The 17,367-nt window shown below is 64.3% G+C and carries 17 protein-coding genes and 1 tRNA gene; 11 read left to right on the top strand and 7 right to left on the bottom strand.

Going from position 1 to position 17,367, the window contains the following annotated elements:
- The first annotated feature begins 119 nt into the window (after positions 1-119).
- The 9 genes from CK224_RS16390 to ugpC all read left to right on the top strand — a co-directional run bounded on the left by CK224_RS16390 (position 120) and on the right by ugpC (position 9,199).
- Positions 120-908, top strand: coding sequence for a 3-hydroxybutyrate dehydrogenase (locus CK224_RS16390; RefSeq protein ID WP_095782467.1), 789 nt, complete (start codon positions 120-122; stop codon positions 906-908).
- Positions 909-1,074: 166 nt separating this feature from the next.
- Entirely contained in the window at positions 1,075-1,893 is an 819-nt protein-coding gene (locus CK224_RS16385) for a sulfurtransferase/chromate resistance protein (protein WP_095782466.1), read from the top strand.
- Positions 1,890-3,278, top strand: a complete 1,389-nt coding sequence (gene chrA, locus CK224_RS16380) for a chromate efflux transporter (RefSeq protein ID WP_095782465.1) — start codon at positions 1,890-1,892, stop codon at positions 3,276-3,278. The genes CK224_RS16385 and chrA overlap by 4 nt, the downstream gene beginning before the upstream one ends.
- Before the next feature lie 100 nt (positions 3,279-3,378).
- Positions 3,379-4,263 carry a dihydrodipicolinate synthase family protein gene (locus CK224_RS16375; protein ID WP_095782464.1) on the top strand — a complete coding sequence of 295 codons (885 nt, stop codon included), beginning with the start codon at positions 3,379-3,381 and terminating at the stop codon, positions 4,261-4,263.
- Positions 4,264-4,285: 22 nt separating this feature from the next.
- Complete coding sequence (locus CK224_RS16370) at positions 4,286-4,945, top strand: GntR family transcriptional regulator (RefSeq protein ID WP_095782463.1); 660 nt, start codon at positions 4,286-4,288, stop codon at positions 4,943-4,945.
- 61 nt (positions 4,946-5,006) lie between these two features.
- On the top strand, positions 5,007-6,344 hold the full coding sequence (locus tag CK224_RS16365; RefSeq protein ID WP_095782783.1) for a sugar ABC transporter substrate-binding protein: 1,338 nt from the start codon (positions 5,007-5,009) through the stop codon (positions 6,342-6,344).
- Complete coding sequence (locus CK224_RS16360; protein WP_066990391.1) at positions 6,344-7,282, top strand: sugar ABC transporter permease; 939 nt, start codon at positions 6,344-6,346, stop codon at positions 7,280-7,282. The genes CK224_RS16365 and CK224_RS16360 overlap by 1 nt, the downstream gene beginning before the upstream one ends.
- Entirely contained in the window at positions 7,283-8,104 is an 822-nt protein-coding gene (locus tag CK224_RS16355) for a carbohydrate ABC transporter permease (protein WP_082953638.1), read from the top strand.
- A 36-nt stretch (positions 8,105-8,140) separates the two neighbouring features.
- Positions 8,141-9,199: a sn-glycerol-3-phosphate ABC transporter ATP-binding protein UgpC gene (gene ugpC, locus CK224_RS16350; protein WP_095782462.1), complete on the top strand. Its 1,059-nt coding sequence runs from the start codon at positions 8,141-8,143 to the stop codon at positions 9,197-9,199.
- Between the two features lie 135 nt (positions 9,200-9,334).
- Here ugpC and CK224_RS16345 read toward each other — a convergent pair.
- A tRNA-Arg gene (locus CK224_RS16345) sits at positions 9,335-9,411 on the bottom strand.
- 99 nt (positions 9,412-9,510) lie between these two features.
- Entirely contained in the window at positions 9,511-10,674 is a 1,164-nt protein-coding gene (locus CK224_RS16340) for a M20 aminoacylase family protein (RefSeq protein ID WP_095782461.1), read from the bottom strand.
- Between the two features lie 215 nt (positions 10,675-10,889).
- Here CK224_RS16340 and CK224_RS16335 point away from each other — a divergent pair, with 215 nt between their 5' ends.
- The gene (locus CK224_RS16335; protein WP_095782782.1) at positions 10,890-12,062 is read left to right on the top strand and encodes a D-alanyl-D-alanine carboxypeptidase family protein; all 1,173 of its coding nucleotides are present in this window, start codon (positions 10,890-10,892) and stop codon (positions 12,060-12,062) included.
- Entirely contained in the window at positions 12,059-13,171 is a 1,113-nt protein-coding gene (locus CK224_RS16330; protein ID WP_095782460.1) for a GTP-binding protein, read from the top strand. The genes CK224_RS16335 and CK224_RS16330 overlap by 4 nt, the downstream gene beginning before the upstream one ends.
- Before the next feature lie 19 nt (positions 13,172-13,190).
- On the opposite strand, the gene CK224_RS16325 is transcribed toward CK224_RS16330, so the two are convergent.
- The 5 genes from CK224_RS16325 to CK224_RS16305 form a co-directional block, all read right to left on the bottom strand.
- Positions 13,191-13,430 carry a sulfurtransferase TusA family protein gene (locus tag CK224_RS16325; RefSeq protein ID WP_066990371.1) on the bottom strand — a complete coding sequence of 80 codons (240 nt, stop codon included), beginning with the start codon at positions 13,428-13,430 and terminating at the stop codon, positions 13,191-13,193.
- A 12-nt stretch (positions 13,431-13,442) separates the two neighbouring features.
- Entirely contained in the window at positions 13,443-14,762 is a 1,320-nt protein-coding gene (locus tag CK224_RS16320) for a murein L,D-transpeptidase family protein (RefSeq protein WP_095782459.1), read from the bottom strand.
- A 300-nt stretch (positions 14,763-15,062) separates the two neighbouring features.
- On the bottom strand, positions 15,063-16,013 hold the full coding sequence (locus CK224_RS16315; RefSeq protein ID WP_066990365.1) for an acetyl-CoA carboxylase carboxyltransferase subunit alpha: 951 nt from the start codon (positions 16,011-16,013) through the stop codon (positions 15,063-15,065).
- A 99-nt stretch (positions 16,014-16,112) separates the two neighbouring features.
- Positions 16,113-17,027 (bottom strand): site-specific tyrosine recombinase XerD, encoded by a 915-nt coding sequence (locus tag CK224_RS16310; protein ID WP_095782458.1) that lies wholly within the window; start codon positions 17,025-17,027, stop codon positions 16,113-16,115.
- Positions 17,028-17,036: 9 nt separating this feature from the next.
- On the bottom strand, positions 17,037-17,189 hold the full coding sequence (locus CK224_RS16305; protein WP_066990358.1) for a histidine kinase: 153 nt from the start codon (positions 17,187-17,189) through the stop codon (positions 17,037-17,039).
- Positions 17,190-17,367 lie beyond the last annotated feature (178 nt).

Genomic DNA, 17,367 nt, shown 5'->3' with positions numbered 1-17,367 from the left:
CTGTCGCTCGAACTGCATCACAACATTGTAATCGCACCGAAATACGGGCATGGCATTGTTATGTTGCGGCGCACAAACTATGTGGTCAACAGTCCCTCCCTCCACGTGCGAGATCTGCCATGGGTTCCCTGTCTTCCAAGAATGCGCTCGTCACTGGCTCGACCAGCGGCATCGGCCTTGCAATCGCCCGCGCCTTTGCCGCCGAGGGCGCCAACATCACCATCAACGGCCTGGGCGATGCCGCGGCGATCGAAAGGGAGCGCGCCGGCATCGAGAGGGATTTCGGCGTCAAGTGCCGCTATTCCGGCGCCAACATGATGGACGGCGGGGCGGTCACCGCCATGATCCGCGAGGCCGAGGAGGCGTTCGGCAGCCTCGACATCCTGGTCAACAATGCCGGCATCCAGCATGTCGCGCCGATCGACGAGTTCCCCGACGACAAGTGGGAAGCAATCATCCGCATCAACCTGCTTGCCGCCTTCTATGCCATCAAGGCGGTGCTGCCGGGCATGAAGAGCCGCAAATGGGGCCGCATCATCAACACGGCCTCGGCGCATGCGCTGGTCGCCTCGCCGTTCAAGTCGGCCTATGTCTCGGCCAAGCACGGCATTGCCGGCCTGACCAAGACGGTGGCGCTGGAAGTCGCGCAGGATGGCATCACCGTCAATGCGATCGCGCCCGGATATGTCTGGACGCCGCTGGTCGAGAAGCAGATCCCCGACACGATGAAGGCGCGCGGCATGACCGAGGAACAGGTCAAGCACGATGTGCTGCTTGCCGCGCAGCCGACCAAAGACTTCGTCAGCGTTGAGGAATTGGCGGCACTGGCGCTGTTCCTGTGCTCGGATGCGGCCAAGCAGATGACCGGCACAACCCTGCCGATGGATGGCGGTTGGACGGCGCAGTAAGTGCAGCCTCCAAAGAAGGTGCGGGGCCGCGCCTCCCTCGACAAGAATTCTTGACAATCGCAGGGGAGCGTTCCAGCATCCTGGCTAAGGGGTTCCCCGCGACGACCCCGTGAGGCGTCAGCCCAACGATCGCGTCCAAACTCTCTTCGTTCAGGAGGTGGACGCCATGCCGTCAACAACTCAGATCACAGTGCCGCAGCTTGCCCGACTGGTCGGCTTGCCGGATGCACCTCGTCTCGTCGACGTACGCATCGACGACGACTTTCAAGCCGATCCGCGGCTGCTGCCGGCTTCTTACCGGCGCGACTTCAGAACCGTCTCGACCTGGGGGGCCGACTTCTCCGGATCCAAGATCGTGGTCATCTGCCAGCGCGGAGAGAAGCTCTCGCAAGGCGTTGCCGCGTGGCTGCGCCACGAGGGCATTCCGGCGGAATCGTTGGAAGGCGGTTTCGCGGCCTGGGCCGCCGCCAAGGCGCCGTTAGTCGCGGCCGACGCCATTCCGCCCCGCGACGGGAAGGGTCGCACCGTATGGGTCACACGTTCCCGGCCGAAGGTCGATCGCATCGCCTGCCCCTGGCTGATCCGACGATTTGTCGATCCTGGCGCCGTGTTCCTGTTCGTCGACCCGGCCGAGGTGCCCTTGGTCGCGGACCGCTTCGCCGCGGTGCCCTTCGACATCGAAGGCGTGTTCTGGAGCCATCGCGGCGATCATTGCACCTTCGACACGATGATCGAGGAGTTCGGCCTGCGCACCGAGGCGCTCGATCGTCTGGCGCTGATCGTGCGCGGCGCGGATACAGCGCGTCTCGACCTGGTGCCGCAGGCTGCCGGGTTCCTCGCCGCGTCGCTCGGCCTGTCGCGCATGTTCCGCGACGACCTGGAACAGCTCGAAGCCGGCATGCTGCTCTATGACGCTTTCTTCCGCTGGTGCCGCGACGCCACGGACGAGACGCATAACTGGCCGGCGGGGGGTAAGCAACAATGACAGTGCTTGCCAAGGACAGCGTCGCGCAGCCGGCCGATGTCCCGGCTGTGCCGACCTTCAGTGATGCGACGCGGCTGTGGGCCAAGATCGGCCTGCTCTCTTTCGGCGGGCCGGCCGGGCAGATCGCCCTGATGCACAAGGAACTGGTCGAGGAGCGCCGCTGGATCGGCGAGGAGCGGTTCCTGCATGCTCTGAACTACTGCATGCTTCTTCCGGGTCCCGAGGCGCAGCAGCTTGCCGTCTATATCGGCTGGCTGCTGCACCGGACGGCCGGCGGCCTCGTCGCCGGGACATTGTTCGTGCTCCCGGGCGCACTGGTCATGCTTGCCCTGAGCAGTTTCTACATGCTCTATAACGACGCGCCGGTCATCGAGGCGCTGTTCTTCGGCATCAAGGCGGCGGTGCTGGCGGTCGTCGTCGAAGCGGTGATCCGCATCGGCAAGCGGGCGCTGAAGAACCGGGTCATGGTGGCCATCGCGGTGGCGGCCTTTCTTGCCATCTATGTCCTCAAGCTGCCGTTTCCACTGATCGTGCTTGCGGCGGGACTCATTGGCTGGGTCGGCAATCGCTTTGCACCCAGGCTGTTTTCGGGTTCGGCGCATGGCAAGGGCAACGCCGCCGCCGACAGAGGCGGCGTGGTCGACCTGATGTTCGAGCGCGGCGAGCTCGGCCACACCGTGCCGACCAAATGGCACGCAGCCCGGACCATCGCCATCTGGCTGCCGATCTGGCTCGGACCGGTGGCGCTGATCGCCGTGCTGGCAGGGCCGGGGAGCGTATGGGCGCAGATCGGCGGCTTCTTCAGCCTGATGGCGGTCGTCACCTTCGGCGGCGCCTATGCGGTTCTTGCCTATGTCGCGCAAGCCGCTGTGACCTCGTTCGGCTGGCTTTCGCCCGGGGAAATGGTCGACGGGCTCGGACTTGCCGAGACGACGCCGGGACCGCTGATCCTGGTGCTGCAATTCGTCGGCTTCGCCGCCGCCTATCGCCATGCGGGTACGCCCAGCCCTCTGCTTGCAGGGTCGCTGGGGGCGGCGCTGACGCTCTGGGCTACCTTTGCGCCCTGCTTCTTCTGGATATTCCTCGGCGCGCCTTACATCGAGCAGCTGCGGCAGAACAAGGCGTTGTCGGCGGCGCTCGGTGCTATCACGGCAGCGGTCGTCGGCGTGGTGATGAACCTTGCGCTGTGGTTCGCGCTGCATGTCGTCTTCGGCAAAGTCGAGAGCGTCGGCTGGGGCGTCGAGGTTCCGGTCGTTTCCTCGCTCGACTGGCGCGCGGCGCTGCTGTCGGCGGCGGCGATGGTCGCCATGCTCAGGCTGAAGGCCGGCATGCTGCCGACGCTCGCGGCATCCGCGCTGGCGGGACTGGCTCTACAGGCATTGTGAATTGTTTCCAGCCGCAGCCAAGCGTGATCGAGAGCTATGTTTACAGCTGACATGTCAGTGTGCTACGCCTGTTTCCAGATTGATGAATGGAGAATTGCAGGTGGGTTCGCGCTTTGGTCTGTCGGTTGCGCTCACAACGCCCTTTGATGCAGCCGGGCGGATCGCCGTTCTGCTGATGACCGAGCATGCTAGGGCCTGTCTTGATGCCGGCTGCAGCAGCGTGACGCTGTTCGGCACCACCGGCGAAGGCGCTTCCGTCGGTACGGCGGAGCGGCAGGCGGTCATCGATGCCATGCTTGCAGCGGGCATACCCGCCGACCAACTCATTGCCGGCGTGCTGGTCGATGCGGCGGAGGACGCCGCCGAACAATGCCGCCAGGCGTTGCAGCGCGGCGCCCGCAACATCCTTCTGGCGCCGCCGAGCTATTTCAAGAATGTCGGTGACGACGGGTTGTTCGGCTGGTTCGGCGCCGTGTTCGGCGCGCTCGGTCCGCTGGCCCGCGGCATGCTGCTCTACAACATCCCCTCGGTCACGACGGTGCAGCTGTCGCTCGACCTGATCGGCCGGCTTCGCAAGGCCTATCCGGGCGTGGTCGCCGGGGTCAAGGATTCCGGTGGAGACTGGGGCTACAGCGAAGCGCTGCTCAAGGCGCATGGCGACCTGATCATCCTCATCGGCGACGAACGGCATCTGGCGCCGGCGGTGCGGATCGGCGGCCAGGGCGCGATTTCCGGCATGGCCAATTTCGCCGCCGGCGAACTGCGCGCCATGATCGAGAGCGGACGCGACGACTCCCGCGTGGAAAGCTTCGTCCTCGAACTGCTCCGGCATCCGGTCATCCCGGCGGTGAAGGCCATGGTGGCGCGCCAAACCGGCGACGAACGCTGGCTGACGGTTCGGCCGCCGCTCGTGCCGGTAGTCTTGCAGGAACGGCAGCAGCTTGGCGCCGCTTACGACAGGCTGTTTGCGACACAGGCAGCCTGAACCGGGGAGGGCGCTGATCGGCATGGACGACACGAGCGAACCGGCAACCCTCAGGGAGAGGGCCTATGCCAGCTTCACGCGGCATCTGCTGGCCCGCGACCTCAGGCCCGGCCAGTTCGTTTCGCAGCGCGAGCTGGTCGCCTTCACTGGCCTGCCGCTTGGAGCCATCCGCGAGATCGTGCCGCGGCTCGAGGCCGAGGGGCTGCTGACCACCATACCGCAACGCGGCATGCAGATCGCGCATATCGACATCAGCCTGATCCGCGAGGCTTTCCAGTTCCGACTGTTCATGGAGCGCGAGGCGGTCGCGCTGTTTGCCGTCAACGCGTCCGACGCCGAGATTGCGGGTCTCCGGCGCGAGCACGAGGAGATGCTCGCCCAGGCGCTGGCGCAGACCCCGACCCCCGAAATGGAAGCCAAGGCCCAGAACATCGACTGGGCCATGCATGACACCTTCATCAGCGCGCTGGGCAACGAGATCATCGCCAAGGCCTATCTGGTCAATTCGGTGAAGATCCGGCTCATCCATCAGGAGCGGTTCCGCATCGACGGTCGCGTCGTGCCGGTCATGCGCGAGCATCTTGCGGTGATCGAGGCCCTGGAGAAACGCGATCCGCAGATGGCGGTCGAGGCGATCAGCCAGCACATCGACAATGCGCGCCGGCTGGCGCTGCAGATTTGAGGAAGCAAAACCGCGCCGCAATCGTCGTGGCGTAATCGACAACGACAACCGGGAGGAAGAAATGTCGTCCAATCCATTCAGTCCAACCAGAAGGCAGCTGCTCCAGGGAACCGCGGCTCTCGCCACCACCGGCCTCGTCGGTCTTCGTCCGAGCTTCGCCGCGGGCGTCGACTGGAAGCGCTTTGCCGGCACAACGCTCGACGTCAACCTGGTCAAGAGCCCGCGCAGCGACACCATCCTGAAGAATCTCGCGGAGTTCGAGGAGCTGACCGGCATCAAGGTCAATGCCGAGGCGACACCCGAACAGCAGCAGCGCCAGAAGACGGTGATCGAACTCAGCTCTGGCAAGCCGAGCTTCGACGTCGTGCATCTGAGCTACCATGTGCAGAAGCGCCAGTTCGAGAAGGGCGGCTGGCTGGCCGACATTTCCGGCTTCGTTGCCGATCCGGGCCTCACCGATCCAGGCCTGACCGAAAGCGACTTCGCCGAGGCGGGCATCCAGTTCGCCAAGGACGGCCAGGGCGTGCTGCGCTCGCTGCCATTCTCGGTCGACTACTGGATCCTCTACTGGAACAAGGAGCTGTTCGACGCCAAAGGTATAAAATATCCCGAGAGCTTCGAGCAGCTGGTGGCTGCCGCCGAAGCGCTGACGGATCCCTCAAGCAACACCTTCGGTTTCGTCGCACGCGGTCTCAAGAACGCCAACACGCCGGTGTGGACGTCGCTGATGCTCGGCTACGACATGACGCCGCTCGGCAGCGACGGCAAGCTGCGCACCACCTCGCCGGAGGCGATCGAGGCTGCCGCCCTCTATCAGCGGCTGATGACCAAGGCCGCGCCTCCCGGCGTCACCGGCTTCAACTGGGCCGAGGCGCAATCCGCCTTCCTGCAGGGCAAGATCGGCATGTGGTTCGATGGCGTGGGCTTCGCGCCGCCGATGGAAAATCCGGAAAAATCGCGCGTCGTCGGCAAGGTCGGCTATGGCGTCATGCCGAAGGGTCCCAAGGCGCATGCCGCGGGTACTTTCGGCGACGGCATCGGCGTGACGTCCGCCAGCGCGAAGAAGGAAGCGGCCTATCTGTTCTGCCAGTGGGCCGTGTCACCCGCCATGGGCGCGCGCCTGCTGCAGGCCGGCGCCGGCGTGCCGTTCCGCAAGTCGGTGCTGGAAGACCCCAAGGTGCGCGAAGGCGTCACCATGCCGCCGAGCTGGCTGGATGCCGTGGTCGGCTCAGGCAATATCAGCCGGCTGGCGCTGCCGGTCATCATCCCGGTCACCGAGTTCCGCGACATCTATGGCGTGGCGCTGACCAACATGATTGCCGGCGCCGATCCCGCCGACGAACTGAAGAAGGCCACCGAGCAGTTCCAGCCGGTTCTCGACAGGAGCGAGCAAGGCTGATGTCCGCCATCGCCCCGGAACGCGCAGGGGTAACGACACAAGCCGTCGAAGAGAGCCAGCCGATCCGGCTGGCTCCAAACTACTGGCCTTTCGTCATTCCTGCGCTCGTCGTCGTCGGCGCCGTGATCGTCTTTCCCTGGGCCTTCACGTTGTGGATGAGCGTCAACAGCTGGACGCTCGGCCAATCGCGAAGCTTTGCCGGGATGGAAAATTATATGCGCCTGGCGAGCGATCCGCGGTTTTGGGAATCGCTCTGGCATACCTTGATCTATACTTTCCTGTCGGTGGTCGCGCCGATGTTTTTCGGTACCGTCGCCGCGCTCATTTTCGACGCCAGGTTTGCCTTGCGCGGCCTGCTGCGCGGCGTCTTCGTGATGCCGATGATGGCCACACCCGTCGCCGTGGCATTGGTCTGGACCATGATGTTCCATCCGCAGCTCGGCGTGCTCAACTATCTCCTGTCGCTGGTCGGCATTCCGGCGCAGGAGTGGATCTTCAACGCCAACACCGTCATTCCTTCGCTGGTCGCGGTGGAGACCTGGCAGTGGACGCCGCTGGTGATGCTGATCGTGCTGGGTGGGCTGGCATCCGTGCCGCGCGAGCCGTTCGAAAGCGCCGAGATCGACGGCGCCAATGCCTGGCAGCAGTTCCGCTACCTCACCTTGCCGATGATCGCGCCGTTTCTGATGATCGCGGTCATCATCCGCACGATCGATGCGCTCAAGAGCTTCGATATCATCTACGCGATGACCCAAGGTGGGCCGGGCACGGCATCGGAAACAATCAACATCTATCTCTACAACACCGCCTTCTCCTATTACGACATGGGCTACGGCTCGGCCATGGCGGTGGTGTTCTTCATCGTCATCGTGGCCCTGTCCTTCATCCTCCTGATGCTGCGCCAGCGCTCGCAATGGGTCGACACGGAGGGCAAATAGGTGAGCTCGCGGCTGCTCAACAAGATAGGCCTGTTCTTCGCGGCGCTGGTGCTGGTCTCGCCGGCGATCCTGTTCTTCCTCTGGATGATCTCGCTGTCGCTGAAGTTCGAGATCGACAACGGCGCCTATCCGCCGATCCTGATCCCGGAGCGCTTCGCCTGGTCGAACTACGCAAAGGTGTTCGAGGAGAACAATTTCCTGCTCTATCTGTGGAACTCGGTGCTGGTGACCGGCACGGCGACGCTGCTGGCGCTGCTGATCGGAGTGCCGGCCGGCTATGGCATCGCCAGGCTCAAGGCGGAACGCTCGGCGATCGTCATCATGATCGCCCGCATGACGCCCGGGCTTTCCTATCTCATCCCGCTGTTCCTCCTGTTTCAGTGGCTGGGCATCCTCGGCACGCTCTGGCCGCAGATCATCATCCATCTGGTGGTGACGGTGCCGATCGTGGTCTGGGTGATGATCGGCTATTTCGAGACGACGCCGATGGAATTGGAGGAGGCCGCCAACATCGACGGCGCCAGTTCGTGGCAGGTGTTTCGCCTGGTCGCGCTGCCGATCGCCAAGCCCGGCATCGTCGTCGCCTTCATCCTGTCGATCATCTTCTCGTGGAACAACTTCGTCTTCGGCGTCGTGCTCGCCAGCCGCGAGACGCGGACACTGCCGGTCGCGGTCTACAACATGCTGTCCTACGAGCAGGTGAGCTGGGGGCCGCTCGCCGCCGCAGCGCTCGTGGTGACGCTGCCGGTGCTGGTGCTGACCATGTTCGCGCAACGGCAGATCGTCGCGGGGCTGACGGCCGGCGCGGTCAAGGGTGGCTGAGCGCCTGATCCGCCCTCATTCTTTCGGAGATACGCAATGGCATCGGTAAGCATCAACAACGTGCAGAAGGCTTTCGGAGCCACTCGGATCATCCACGATGTCAGCGTCGATATCGCCGATGGCGAGTTCGTCATCCTGGTCGGACCGTCGGGCTGCGGAAAGTCGACGCTGCTGCGCATGATCGCGGGGCTGGAAACGATCTCGGCCGGAAAGATCGCAATCGGCGAGCGCACCGTGAACAACCTCAGGGCACGGGACCGCAACATCGCAATGGTGTTCCAGAACTACGCGCTCTACCCGCACATGACGGTGGCGGACAATATGGGCTTCGCGCTCAAGATCAAGAAAGCCGATCCGGCCGATACCGCGAGCCGGGTGAAGCGGGCAGCCGGCATTCTCGGCCTCGAGAAGCTGCTCGACCGCTATCCGCGCCAGCTTTCCGGCGGCCAGCGCCAGCGCGTCGCCATGGGCCGCGCCATCGTGCGCGACCCGCAGGTGTTTCTGTTCGACGAGCCGCTCTCCAATCTCGACGCCAAATTGCGCGTGCAGATGCGCGGCGAGATCAAGGCGCTGCATCAGCGGCTCGGCACCACCACCATCTATGTCACGCATGACCAGATCGAGGCGATGACCATGGCCGACAAGATCGTCGTGCTGCATGACGGTCTGGTCGAGCAGATCGGCGCGCCGCTCGATCTCTACGACCGGCCGGCCAATCTGTTCGTTGCCGGCTTCATCGGCTCGCCGGCCATGAACTTCATCCACGGCCACATCGAGGAGGGCATCTTCCGCAGCGCCGGTGGGCTGACTTTGCCGCTGCCGCAAGGCATCCGGCCGAGCGAGGCCGCGGGAAGGGAACTGGTTTACGGCATTCGTCCCGAGCATATCCGGGCGACCGGCCAGGGTCTCTCCGGCACAGTCACGCTCATGGAGGCGACCGGCTCGGAAATCTTCGCCACGGTCGACTGCGGCGGAGAGGTGATCTCCTGCCTTTTCCGCGAGCGGCTGGCGCTGAAGCAAGGCGAGAACGTGCGGATCGAGATCGACCGCGCCTCGGCGCATCTGTTCGACGCCAAGACGGGCCGGCGCATCTGATTGCCGCTGTTCGCGCTCTCACCGCGGCGGCCAGGGAGTGCTTGAGATTCGAGGCGAACGGAAAGCAACGGGAGCCAGTTGCAAGAAAATGCAACATGGGAGCATTGCAAAAGTCAGCCAACCCTTTGACTTAGCTGGTGATCCCGACAGGAATCGAACCTGTGACCTACAGATTAGGAATCTGCCGCTCTATCCTACTGAGCTACGGGACCACGCGGCCCGACACATAAACGCTTCGGGCCGGTTCGCCAAGAGGCGTTACCGGCCGATCGGCGCCAATCGGCCGGGAAGGTCGCCTCCGTGCAAATCGGTCAGGCGGCGAGCGCCGTCTCCGCCAGCCTCACCCAATAGCTCATGCCGTGCGGGATGACCTCGTCGTTGAAGTCATAGGCCGGATGGTGAAGGCCGGCGGTGTCGCCGTTGCCGATGAAGATGAAGGCGCCGGGGCGCGCTTCCAGCATGTAGGAAAAATCCTCACCGCCCATCACCGGCTGGATGGCGCGGTGGACATTCGCGTCGCCGGCGACGCCGGCGGCAATATCGCTGGCGAAGGCCGTCTCTTCCGGATGGTTGAAAGTGACGGGATAGTTGGGGTCGTAGTCGACCTCGATCGTCGCGCCGAAGGCCGATGCCAGGCCAGCGCAAATGGCGCGGATTTTCTCTTCCGCTTTCCTGGCCACTTCCTTTTTCAGCGTGCGCACCGTGCCCGCGATCTCGGCTTTTTCCGGTATCACGTTGTAGGCATCGCCGGCATGGAATTTGGTCACCGACACCACGACGGCCTCGACCGGATCGGTGCTGCGTGAGGCAATGGTTTGCAAAGCGCTCACCAAGTGGCTGGTAATTACGATCGGGTCGATCGTGGCGTGCGGCATCGCCGCATGGCCGCCATGCCCCTTGACGGTGATGGTGAATTCGGCGGTCGCCGCCATGATCGGGCCGGGCTTGATGGCGAACTCGCCGACGGGAAGGCCGGGCATGTTATGCATGCCGAACACCTTCGAGATGCCGAAGCGGTCCATCATGCCGTCCTTGACCATTTCGTTGCCGCCGCCGCCGCCTTCCTCGGCGGGCTGGAAGATCACCGCCACGGAGCCGGCGAAATTGCGCGTTTCGGCGAGGTATTTGGCTGCGCCGAGCAGCATGGCGGTGTGGCCGTCATGGCCGCAGGCATGCATTTTGCCGGGAACGCTCGACGCGTACGGCTTGCCGGTGATCTCGTTGATCGGCAAAGCGTCCATGTCGGCGCGCAGGCCGATTGCCGGACCCTCGCCCTTACGGCCGCGGATAATGCCGACGACGCCGGTCTTGCCGAGGCCGGTCACAACCTCGTCGCAACCGAAAGCCTGCAGCTTGTCGGTGACGAAGGCGGCGGTCTGGAAAACGTCGAAGTTCAGTTCCGGCGTCTGGTGCAGATGTCGCCGCCAGCCCGCGACTTCTTCCTGCATTTCCGCGGCACGGTTGAGAATTGGCATGATCGTTCCATTTCTTTGTTGGGGCAGGCAATTCAGGGCCGCTGCCCGGCAAGTGTGATCGTCTGGCACTTTGCCATTTTGACGTCACATAGGGTAAATAGCACCGCATAATGCGGCCCGGAGTCGAGGGTCGGTCCGCACTATGCTGGCCATCGCGCAGCGAAATCTTACGGAGCCAGCGGCAACTACGGCAAGAGGCGATTTCGGAATTGATCATGCGGCAAAGGCATTTCCTCAACCTATTGCTTGCGGGGGCGCTGGCGCTGCCGATGCTTTCCGGCACTGCGCGCGCCAATCCGGTGGTGCTGTTCGACCTGAATAGCGGCAAGGTGCTGGAGCATCAGGACGCCTTCAAGCGCTGGTATCCGGCCTCGCTGAGCAAGCTGATGACGGCCTATGTGGCGTTCCGGGCGATCGCCGCCGGCGAGGTGGCGCTCGATTCGCCGATCAAGGTGACGAAACATTCGGCCGGCGAGCCGCCGAGCAAGATGGGCTTCAAGCCCGGATCGGTCATGCGGCTCGACAATGCGCTGAAGATGATGCTGGTCAAGTCGGCCAACGACATCGCCATGGCCGTCGGCGAGAACATCGGCGGATCGCAGGCCGCCTTCGCCGACCGCATGAATGCCGAGGCCGCCAGGCTCGGCATGGTCGGAACGCATTTCGTCAACCCGAATGGGCTGTTCTCGCCCGACCAGTACACGACCGCGCGCGACCTCGCCGTCCTGGTGACGGCGCTTCGCAACGACTTCCCGCAATATGCGCCATGGTTCTCCATCGAGGGCCTTGCCGTCGGTAAGAAGGCGATCCCGAACTACAATCTGCTGATCGGGCGCTATCCCGGCGCCGACGGCATGAAAACCGGCTTCGTCTGCTCCTCGGGCTTCAACATGATCGGCTCGGCGACGCGCGATGGCCGCACGCTGGTTGCCGTGGTGCTTGGCGAAAAATCCGCCATCAGCCGCGCCGAAGCGGCGGCGAAGCTGCTCGACCAGGGTTTTGACGCGCCGGCGGCCGGGTCGACCACGCTCGCGGCGCTCAAGCCCTATGGCGACACGCTGTCGCCCAACGACCTGCAGGACGAGATCTGCAAGAAGAAGCCGAAGGAACAGCAGTCCGAGGCAGCACCTGCCGTCGCCGCCAAGGACAAGGCCAAATCGCCCTATCAAGTGAAACTCGATCACCCGACGCTGATCGCGGTCGGCCTTGGCGGGGCCACCGGGCCGGCGCCCAAGGCTTTCGTCGACCAGACCGATCAGAACTATGCCGATGTGCCGCTGCCCAGCTGGCGGCCCGACAAGCCTCTGCCGGCCGGCGCCACACCTGCCGCAACCGCTGCCGCTGCAGCGCAGGGGGATCAGCCGGCCAAGACGGCAAACTCGCCATGACCGGGCGCAGCGGCTTTCCCATACCCGTCTCGGTGCTCACCGGCTTTCTCGGGGCCGGCAAGACGACGATGCTCAACCGGCTGCTCAAGGATCCGGCGCTTGCCGACACGGCCGTCATCATCAACGAGTTCGGCGAGGTGGCGATCGACCATCTGCTCGTCGAGCAAGCCTCAGACGGCATCATCCAGCTTTCCGACGGCTGCCTTTGCTGCACGGTGCGCGGCGAACTCGTCGATACGCTGGCCGACCTCGTCGACCGGCTGCAGACCGGACGCATCGCCAGGCTGGCCCGGGTCGTGGTCGAAACCACCGGCCTTGCCGATCCTGCACCGGTGCTGCAGTCGATCATGGCGCATCCGGCGCTGGTGCAGGCTCTCCGGCTCGACGGCGTCATCACGCTGGTCGACGGCGTCAACGGGGCGGCCACGCTCGATAACCATGTCGAGGCGGTGAAGCAGGCGGCCGTCGCCGACCGCATCGTGCTGACCAAGACCGATCTCGCCGAGGCAAGCGACGCCGAGGCCCTGCGGGCGCGACTTCATCAGATAAATCCGAGCGCGGTCCTGCTCGACGTCAATGACCCCGCTACCGGGGCAGCGTCGCTGTTCGATTGCGGCCTCTACAATCCCGAAACCAAGAGCGCCGACGTGCGGCGCTGGCTCGGAGAGGAGGCGGCGCATGATCATCATCACCACGACGATGGTCATGATCACGCCCCCCATCATCACGACCACCGCCACGACGGCCGCGTGCGCTCCCACTCGCTCGTCCATGACGGGCCGGTGCCGTTCTCGGCGATCGAGATGTTCCTCGATTTGTTGCGCTCGACGCATGGCGAGAAACTGCTGCGCATGAAGGGCGTCATCGAACTTCAGGAGGATCCGTCACGGCCGCTGGTGATCCACGGCGTGCAGAAGATCCTGCATCCGGCGGCCAGGCTGCCGTCGTGGCCGGACGGACGGCGCGGCACGCGGCTGGTGCTGATCACGCTCGACATGCCGGAAGATTATGTCCAGCGGCTGTTTTCCGCCTTCACCAACAAGCCGTCGATCGACACGCCCGACCGGGCGGCGCTCGAGGCCAATCCGCTGGCGATCGCCGGGCTGTAGTTCCAGAGGTCCGATTGGCCTATGCCGCGCCGCCGCGCTCGACCAGGAAGCGATGGCCGCCGTCGACCGCCGCCGTCTCGATCAGCTGATGGCCGGCATCGGCGCAGAAGGCCGGAATGTCGATCACGGCCAGCGGGTCGGTGGTTTCCAGCCACAGACGGCTGCCGGGCCGCATCGCGGCCAGACGCTTGCGCGCCTTCAGCACCGGCAGCGGGCAGTTCAGCCCCTTCAGATCGTAGGTAGCGGCGGACCCGGCCAAGATCGAGAAATCTCAGCCGCCGAACATGCCGAGCAGTTTCTTCTTCAGCTTCGAGACCGTGCCTTCGTCGGCACTTGCCGCCTGCTGCGTTTCCAGCGCCGGTTGCGCGGAAGCCGCCTCGACGCCTGCGGTGACCACCGGCTGCTGAGCCGCCTGCTTGGCGGCTTCCTTTTCGGCCAGGGCCTGCGCCTTGGCGGCTGCCTTTTCAGCCTGCGCTTGCGCCTTGGCGGCCTTGGCCGCCTCGATCGCCGCAAGCCGCTGCTCCTCGGCCTTGCGCTTGGCCTCCTTCTCCGCGTCGAGCGCGGCCATCTTGCGGCCGAGCGGGGAATCGATGCGGCCCATCCGCGTCGTCTCGGTTACCGAGCCGTCGGCATTCATCGACGGCGGGTCGATCGGCACACGCTCGCCGCGGGCGCGGCGCTTGGACCAGTCGGAAACGATGCTGGCTTCCTTGATGCCGGCGATGGCCGGCTTAGGCGGTAGTATGCTTCCCTTGACCGCGGAGTTGAAGGCGGCGTCGTAGCGCTTTTCGTAGTCGGCGTAGGCCGTTTTCAACGAATCAGGCTGTGTCATTGCTGGGCAGGCACCTGTCGGGTCGAAGGTGGTGCCTTCTGGCGCTACTTGATTGAAGACGTAGCGCTTCTCGCAGACGTCGACTTTCGGCGGCACCTTGGTGATCTCGAAATTGTCGTAGCCGACCTTCAGCATCTTCCAGAACTCGTAGTTCGGGTCGTTGCGGTAGCGCGCCATGTTGGCGGCGGTCATGCGAAACGGGAAGGCCTGGATCTGGAACTCGGTCTGGCCGCCCTGGAAGGCATCGCGGCCGAAAGCATAGATCTGCTCGATCTGGGCATCGGTCATCGAATAGCAGCCGGACGAGGAGCAGGCGCCGTGCACCATCAGATTGGAGCCGGTGCGGCCGTTGGCCCTGTCATAGGCGTTGGGATAGCCGATGTTGAAGGACAGATGGTAGTTCGAGCGCGGATTCATCTGCGACGGACGCACCGTGTAGAAGCCTTCAGGCGCCTGGCGGTCGCCCTCGGTGTATTTGGGGCCGAGCTTGCCCGACCATTTGCAGATATCGTAGCTGGCGACGAGATCGTAGCGGCCGTTGGTCTTGGCCTTCCAGATCTCCAGCTTGCCTTCTTCCTTGAAGATGCGCGCCATCACCGAGGAGGTGCGCACCATGCCCTTGGCCTTCATGTCGGCGAGGATCTTATCCGGCAGGGGCTTGTTGGCCTCCGGCGCAAAATCCTTCATCGACGAATCATTGCAGCCGGCGAGGCCTATCGCGGCGACAAGGACTCCGGTGCGGGCAAGCTTGGCAAACATCGATACGGCTTTGTCTTTTCTCTCAGGCCAACGGCCTCGGCATGGCCGGCCCGCAGGCTCAACACCAATGGACCGTAAGCCCGTTAACCTTGAAAATTCCTTACCGCAAGCAATAGCCAACCCCTCGCGGATATTTTCATTGAGCCGAATGCGGCGGCATTTTTGTGGCGAAATTGTTAATCGCCGCCATAGTTGCGGCGAACGGCCGAATTAAACGGGTGGCGCTGGGGCAGACTCACGTGCTTTGTTTTCATGCATGTCGTTATCGCAAAACCACCGCACAGTTTTGCGCGACATGCATTAAAGGCTGCGGCCCATCGCTAAATATTTCTCGCGGCGCTGCTCGCGGAAATCGGTGTTGGCGCCGGCAAAGTCCTTCATCGTCTTGGCGATCAGGTCGCCGGTGGCGGCAATCACCGTTTCCGGCGCACGCTGGGCGCCGCCCATCGGCTCGGGAACGATGGCATCGATGATCTTCATTTCGAGAAGATCCTGGGCGGTGATCTTCATGTTGGTCGCCGCGTCCTTGGAACGGGTGGTGTCGCGCCAAAGAATAGAGGCCGCGCCCTCGGGCGAGATCACCGAATAGATGGCGTGCTCCAGCATGTAGACACGGTTGGCGGTGGCGATCGCGATGGCGCCGCCGGAGCCGCCTTCACCGATGACCACCGAGATCGACGGCACCTTGAGCGCCAGGCAGGCTGAGGTCGAGCGCGCAATGGCCTCGGCCTGGCCGCGCTCCTCGGCGCCGACGCCGGGATAGGCGCCGGCGGTGTCGACCAGCGTCAAAAGCGGAATGTTGAAGCGGTCGGCAAGCTCCATCAGCCGAACCGCCTTGCGGTACCCCTCGGGCCGTACCGAACCGAAATTGTGCTTGATGCGGCTTGCCGTGTCGGAGCCCTTCTCCTGGCCGATCACCGCCACCGGCTCGCCGCGGAAACGGGCAAAACCGCCGACGATCGCCTGGTCGTCGCCGAAATTGCGGTCACCGGCCAACGGCGTGAAATCGCTGAACAAGCCCTTGATGTAGTCGAGGCAGTGCGGCCGGTCCGGATGGCGGGCCACCTGGACCTTCTGCCAAGGGGTGAGCGCCTTGTAGAGATCGCGCAGCGCATCGCGCGAACGCTTCTCCAGCCTGCCGATCTCGTCGGCGACATCGACCGCCTCGCCGTTCTCCGCGAGCTTCTTCAGCTCAAGGATCTTGAGCTCCAGATCCTGCACCGGCTTTTCGAAATCGAGATAATTATACATGCTGGGGCGGACCGATCCGTCGGAAGGCAATGGCTGGCGGAACCCTGGAAATGCTGGCTCCGGGCGGTGGAACGTCGCCCTCACATAGCGATATGAAGCCTAGTCGGCAAGCGGATGATGATCGTTGACCAGCCGCACCAGCCGCTCCTCCAGCACATGAGTGTAGATCTGCGTGGTGGAGATATCGGCGTGGCCAAGCAGTTGCTGCACGGCCCTGAGATCCGCACCGTTCTGCAGGAGATGGCTGGCGAAGGCGTGGCGCAGGACATGCGGCGAGATCTTGGTCGCGGCGATGCCGGCTCGCGCCGCCAAGCCTTTGAGATCGCGTGCGAAAACCTGCCGGGAGAGATGACCGCTGTCGGAAGAGGCTGGGAACAGGAACGGGCTGTCGGCGTAGGCCGGCACCTCCGCCCTGGCGGCAAGCCACGCCCGCATCGCGGCGCGCGCCTTGGCCGACAGCGGCACCATGCGCTCCTTGTCGCCCTTGCCGCGCACCATGAAGAAACGGTCGTCGCGCAGCGCCACCGTCACCGGCAGACCGACAAGCTCGGAAACGCGCAGGCCCGTGGCATAGAGCACCTCGACCAGCGCGTGCAGGCGCAGCGCCGCCAACCGGTCGCCGTCGGGCGCGGCCCCGCCCGCCTCCTCGGCCGCGCGGTCGACCAGGCGGCCCGTCTCAGCCTCGGTCATGGTCTTCGGCAGCGGCCGGCCCTTCTTCGGGCTGTCCAGCGTGCCGGTCGGGTCGTCGCCGCGCAGGCCCTCGGCATAGAGGAATTTGAAGAATTGGCGGATCGCCGACAATTTGCGCGCCTGCGAGGTCGGCGCGAAGCCACGCGCCGCGATGTCGTCGAGATAGGCGCGGATGTCGGCGGCTGCCGCTCCCGCCAGCCCGCCACCGATAGCTTCGGAGGCGTCTTCGAGGTCGCGTCGGTAGGAGGAAAGCGTGTTCTCGGCCGCACCCCGCTCGGCGCTCATCATCTCCAGAAAGGCTTCGATGCGGGCCGCGCTGTTCATTTGGTCGGGTCAGTTCTTCTTCGGATTGAGCTTTTCCGCGGGAATGCGCACGCTCATTTCGGCCTTTTTCGGCTCCACGAACATCGCCAGCGCGAACATCGCGCCATAAGCGACGCCTGCAAGAACCGCCAGCGTCACGACAAAGCGAAACAATGTCGGCATTCAGTCTTCGCCCGTCTTCTTGTTCTGCGATTCCAAACCCTGTGCCCTTATGGGACGCCATTCCGGCCAATTCAAGGACGAAGGGCTGGGGCAGAGGATTTGTCGAGGAAGCTTCTCGACGGAAGAGGGGCGATCTGGCCCGCCTGCGGCGGCCTGCTTGACGCAAACGGGCTTTTGA

It is taken from the genome of Mesorhizobium sp. WSM3862 (assembly GCF_002294985.1).
Lineage (GTDB): Bacteria > Pseudomonadota > Alphaproteobacteria > Rhizobiales > Rhizobiaceae > Mesorhizobium.
This window is presented reverse-complemented; position numbering and strand designations above follow the sequence as displayed.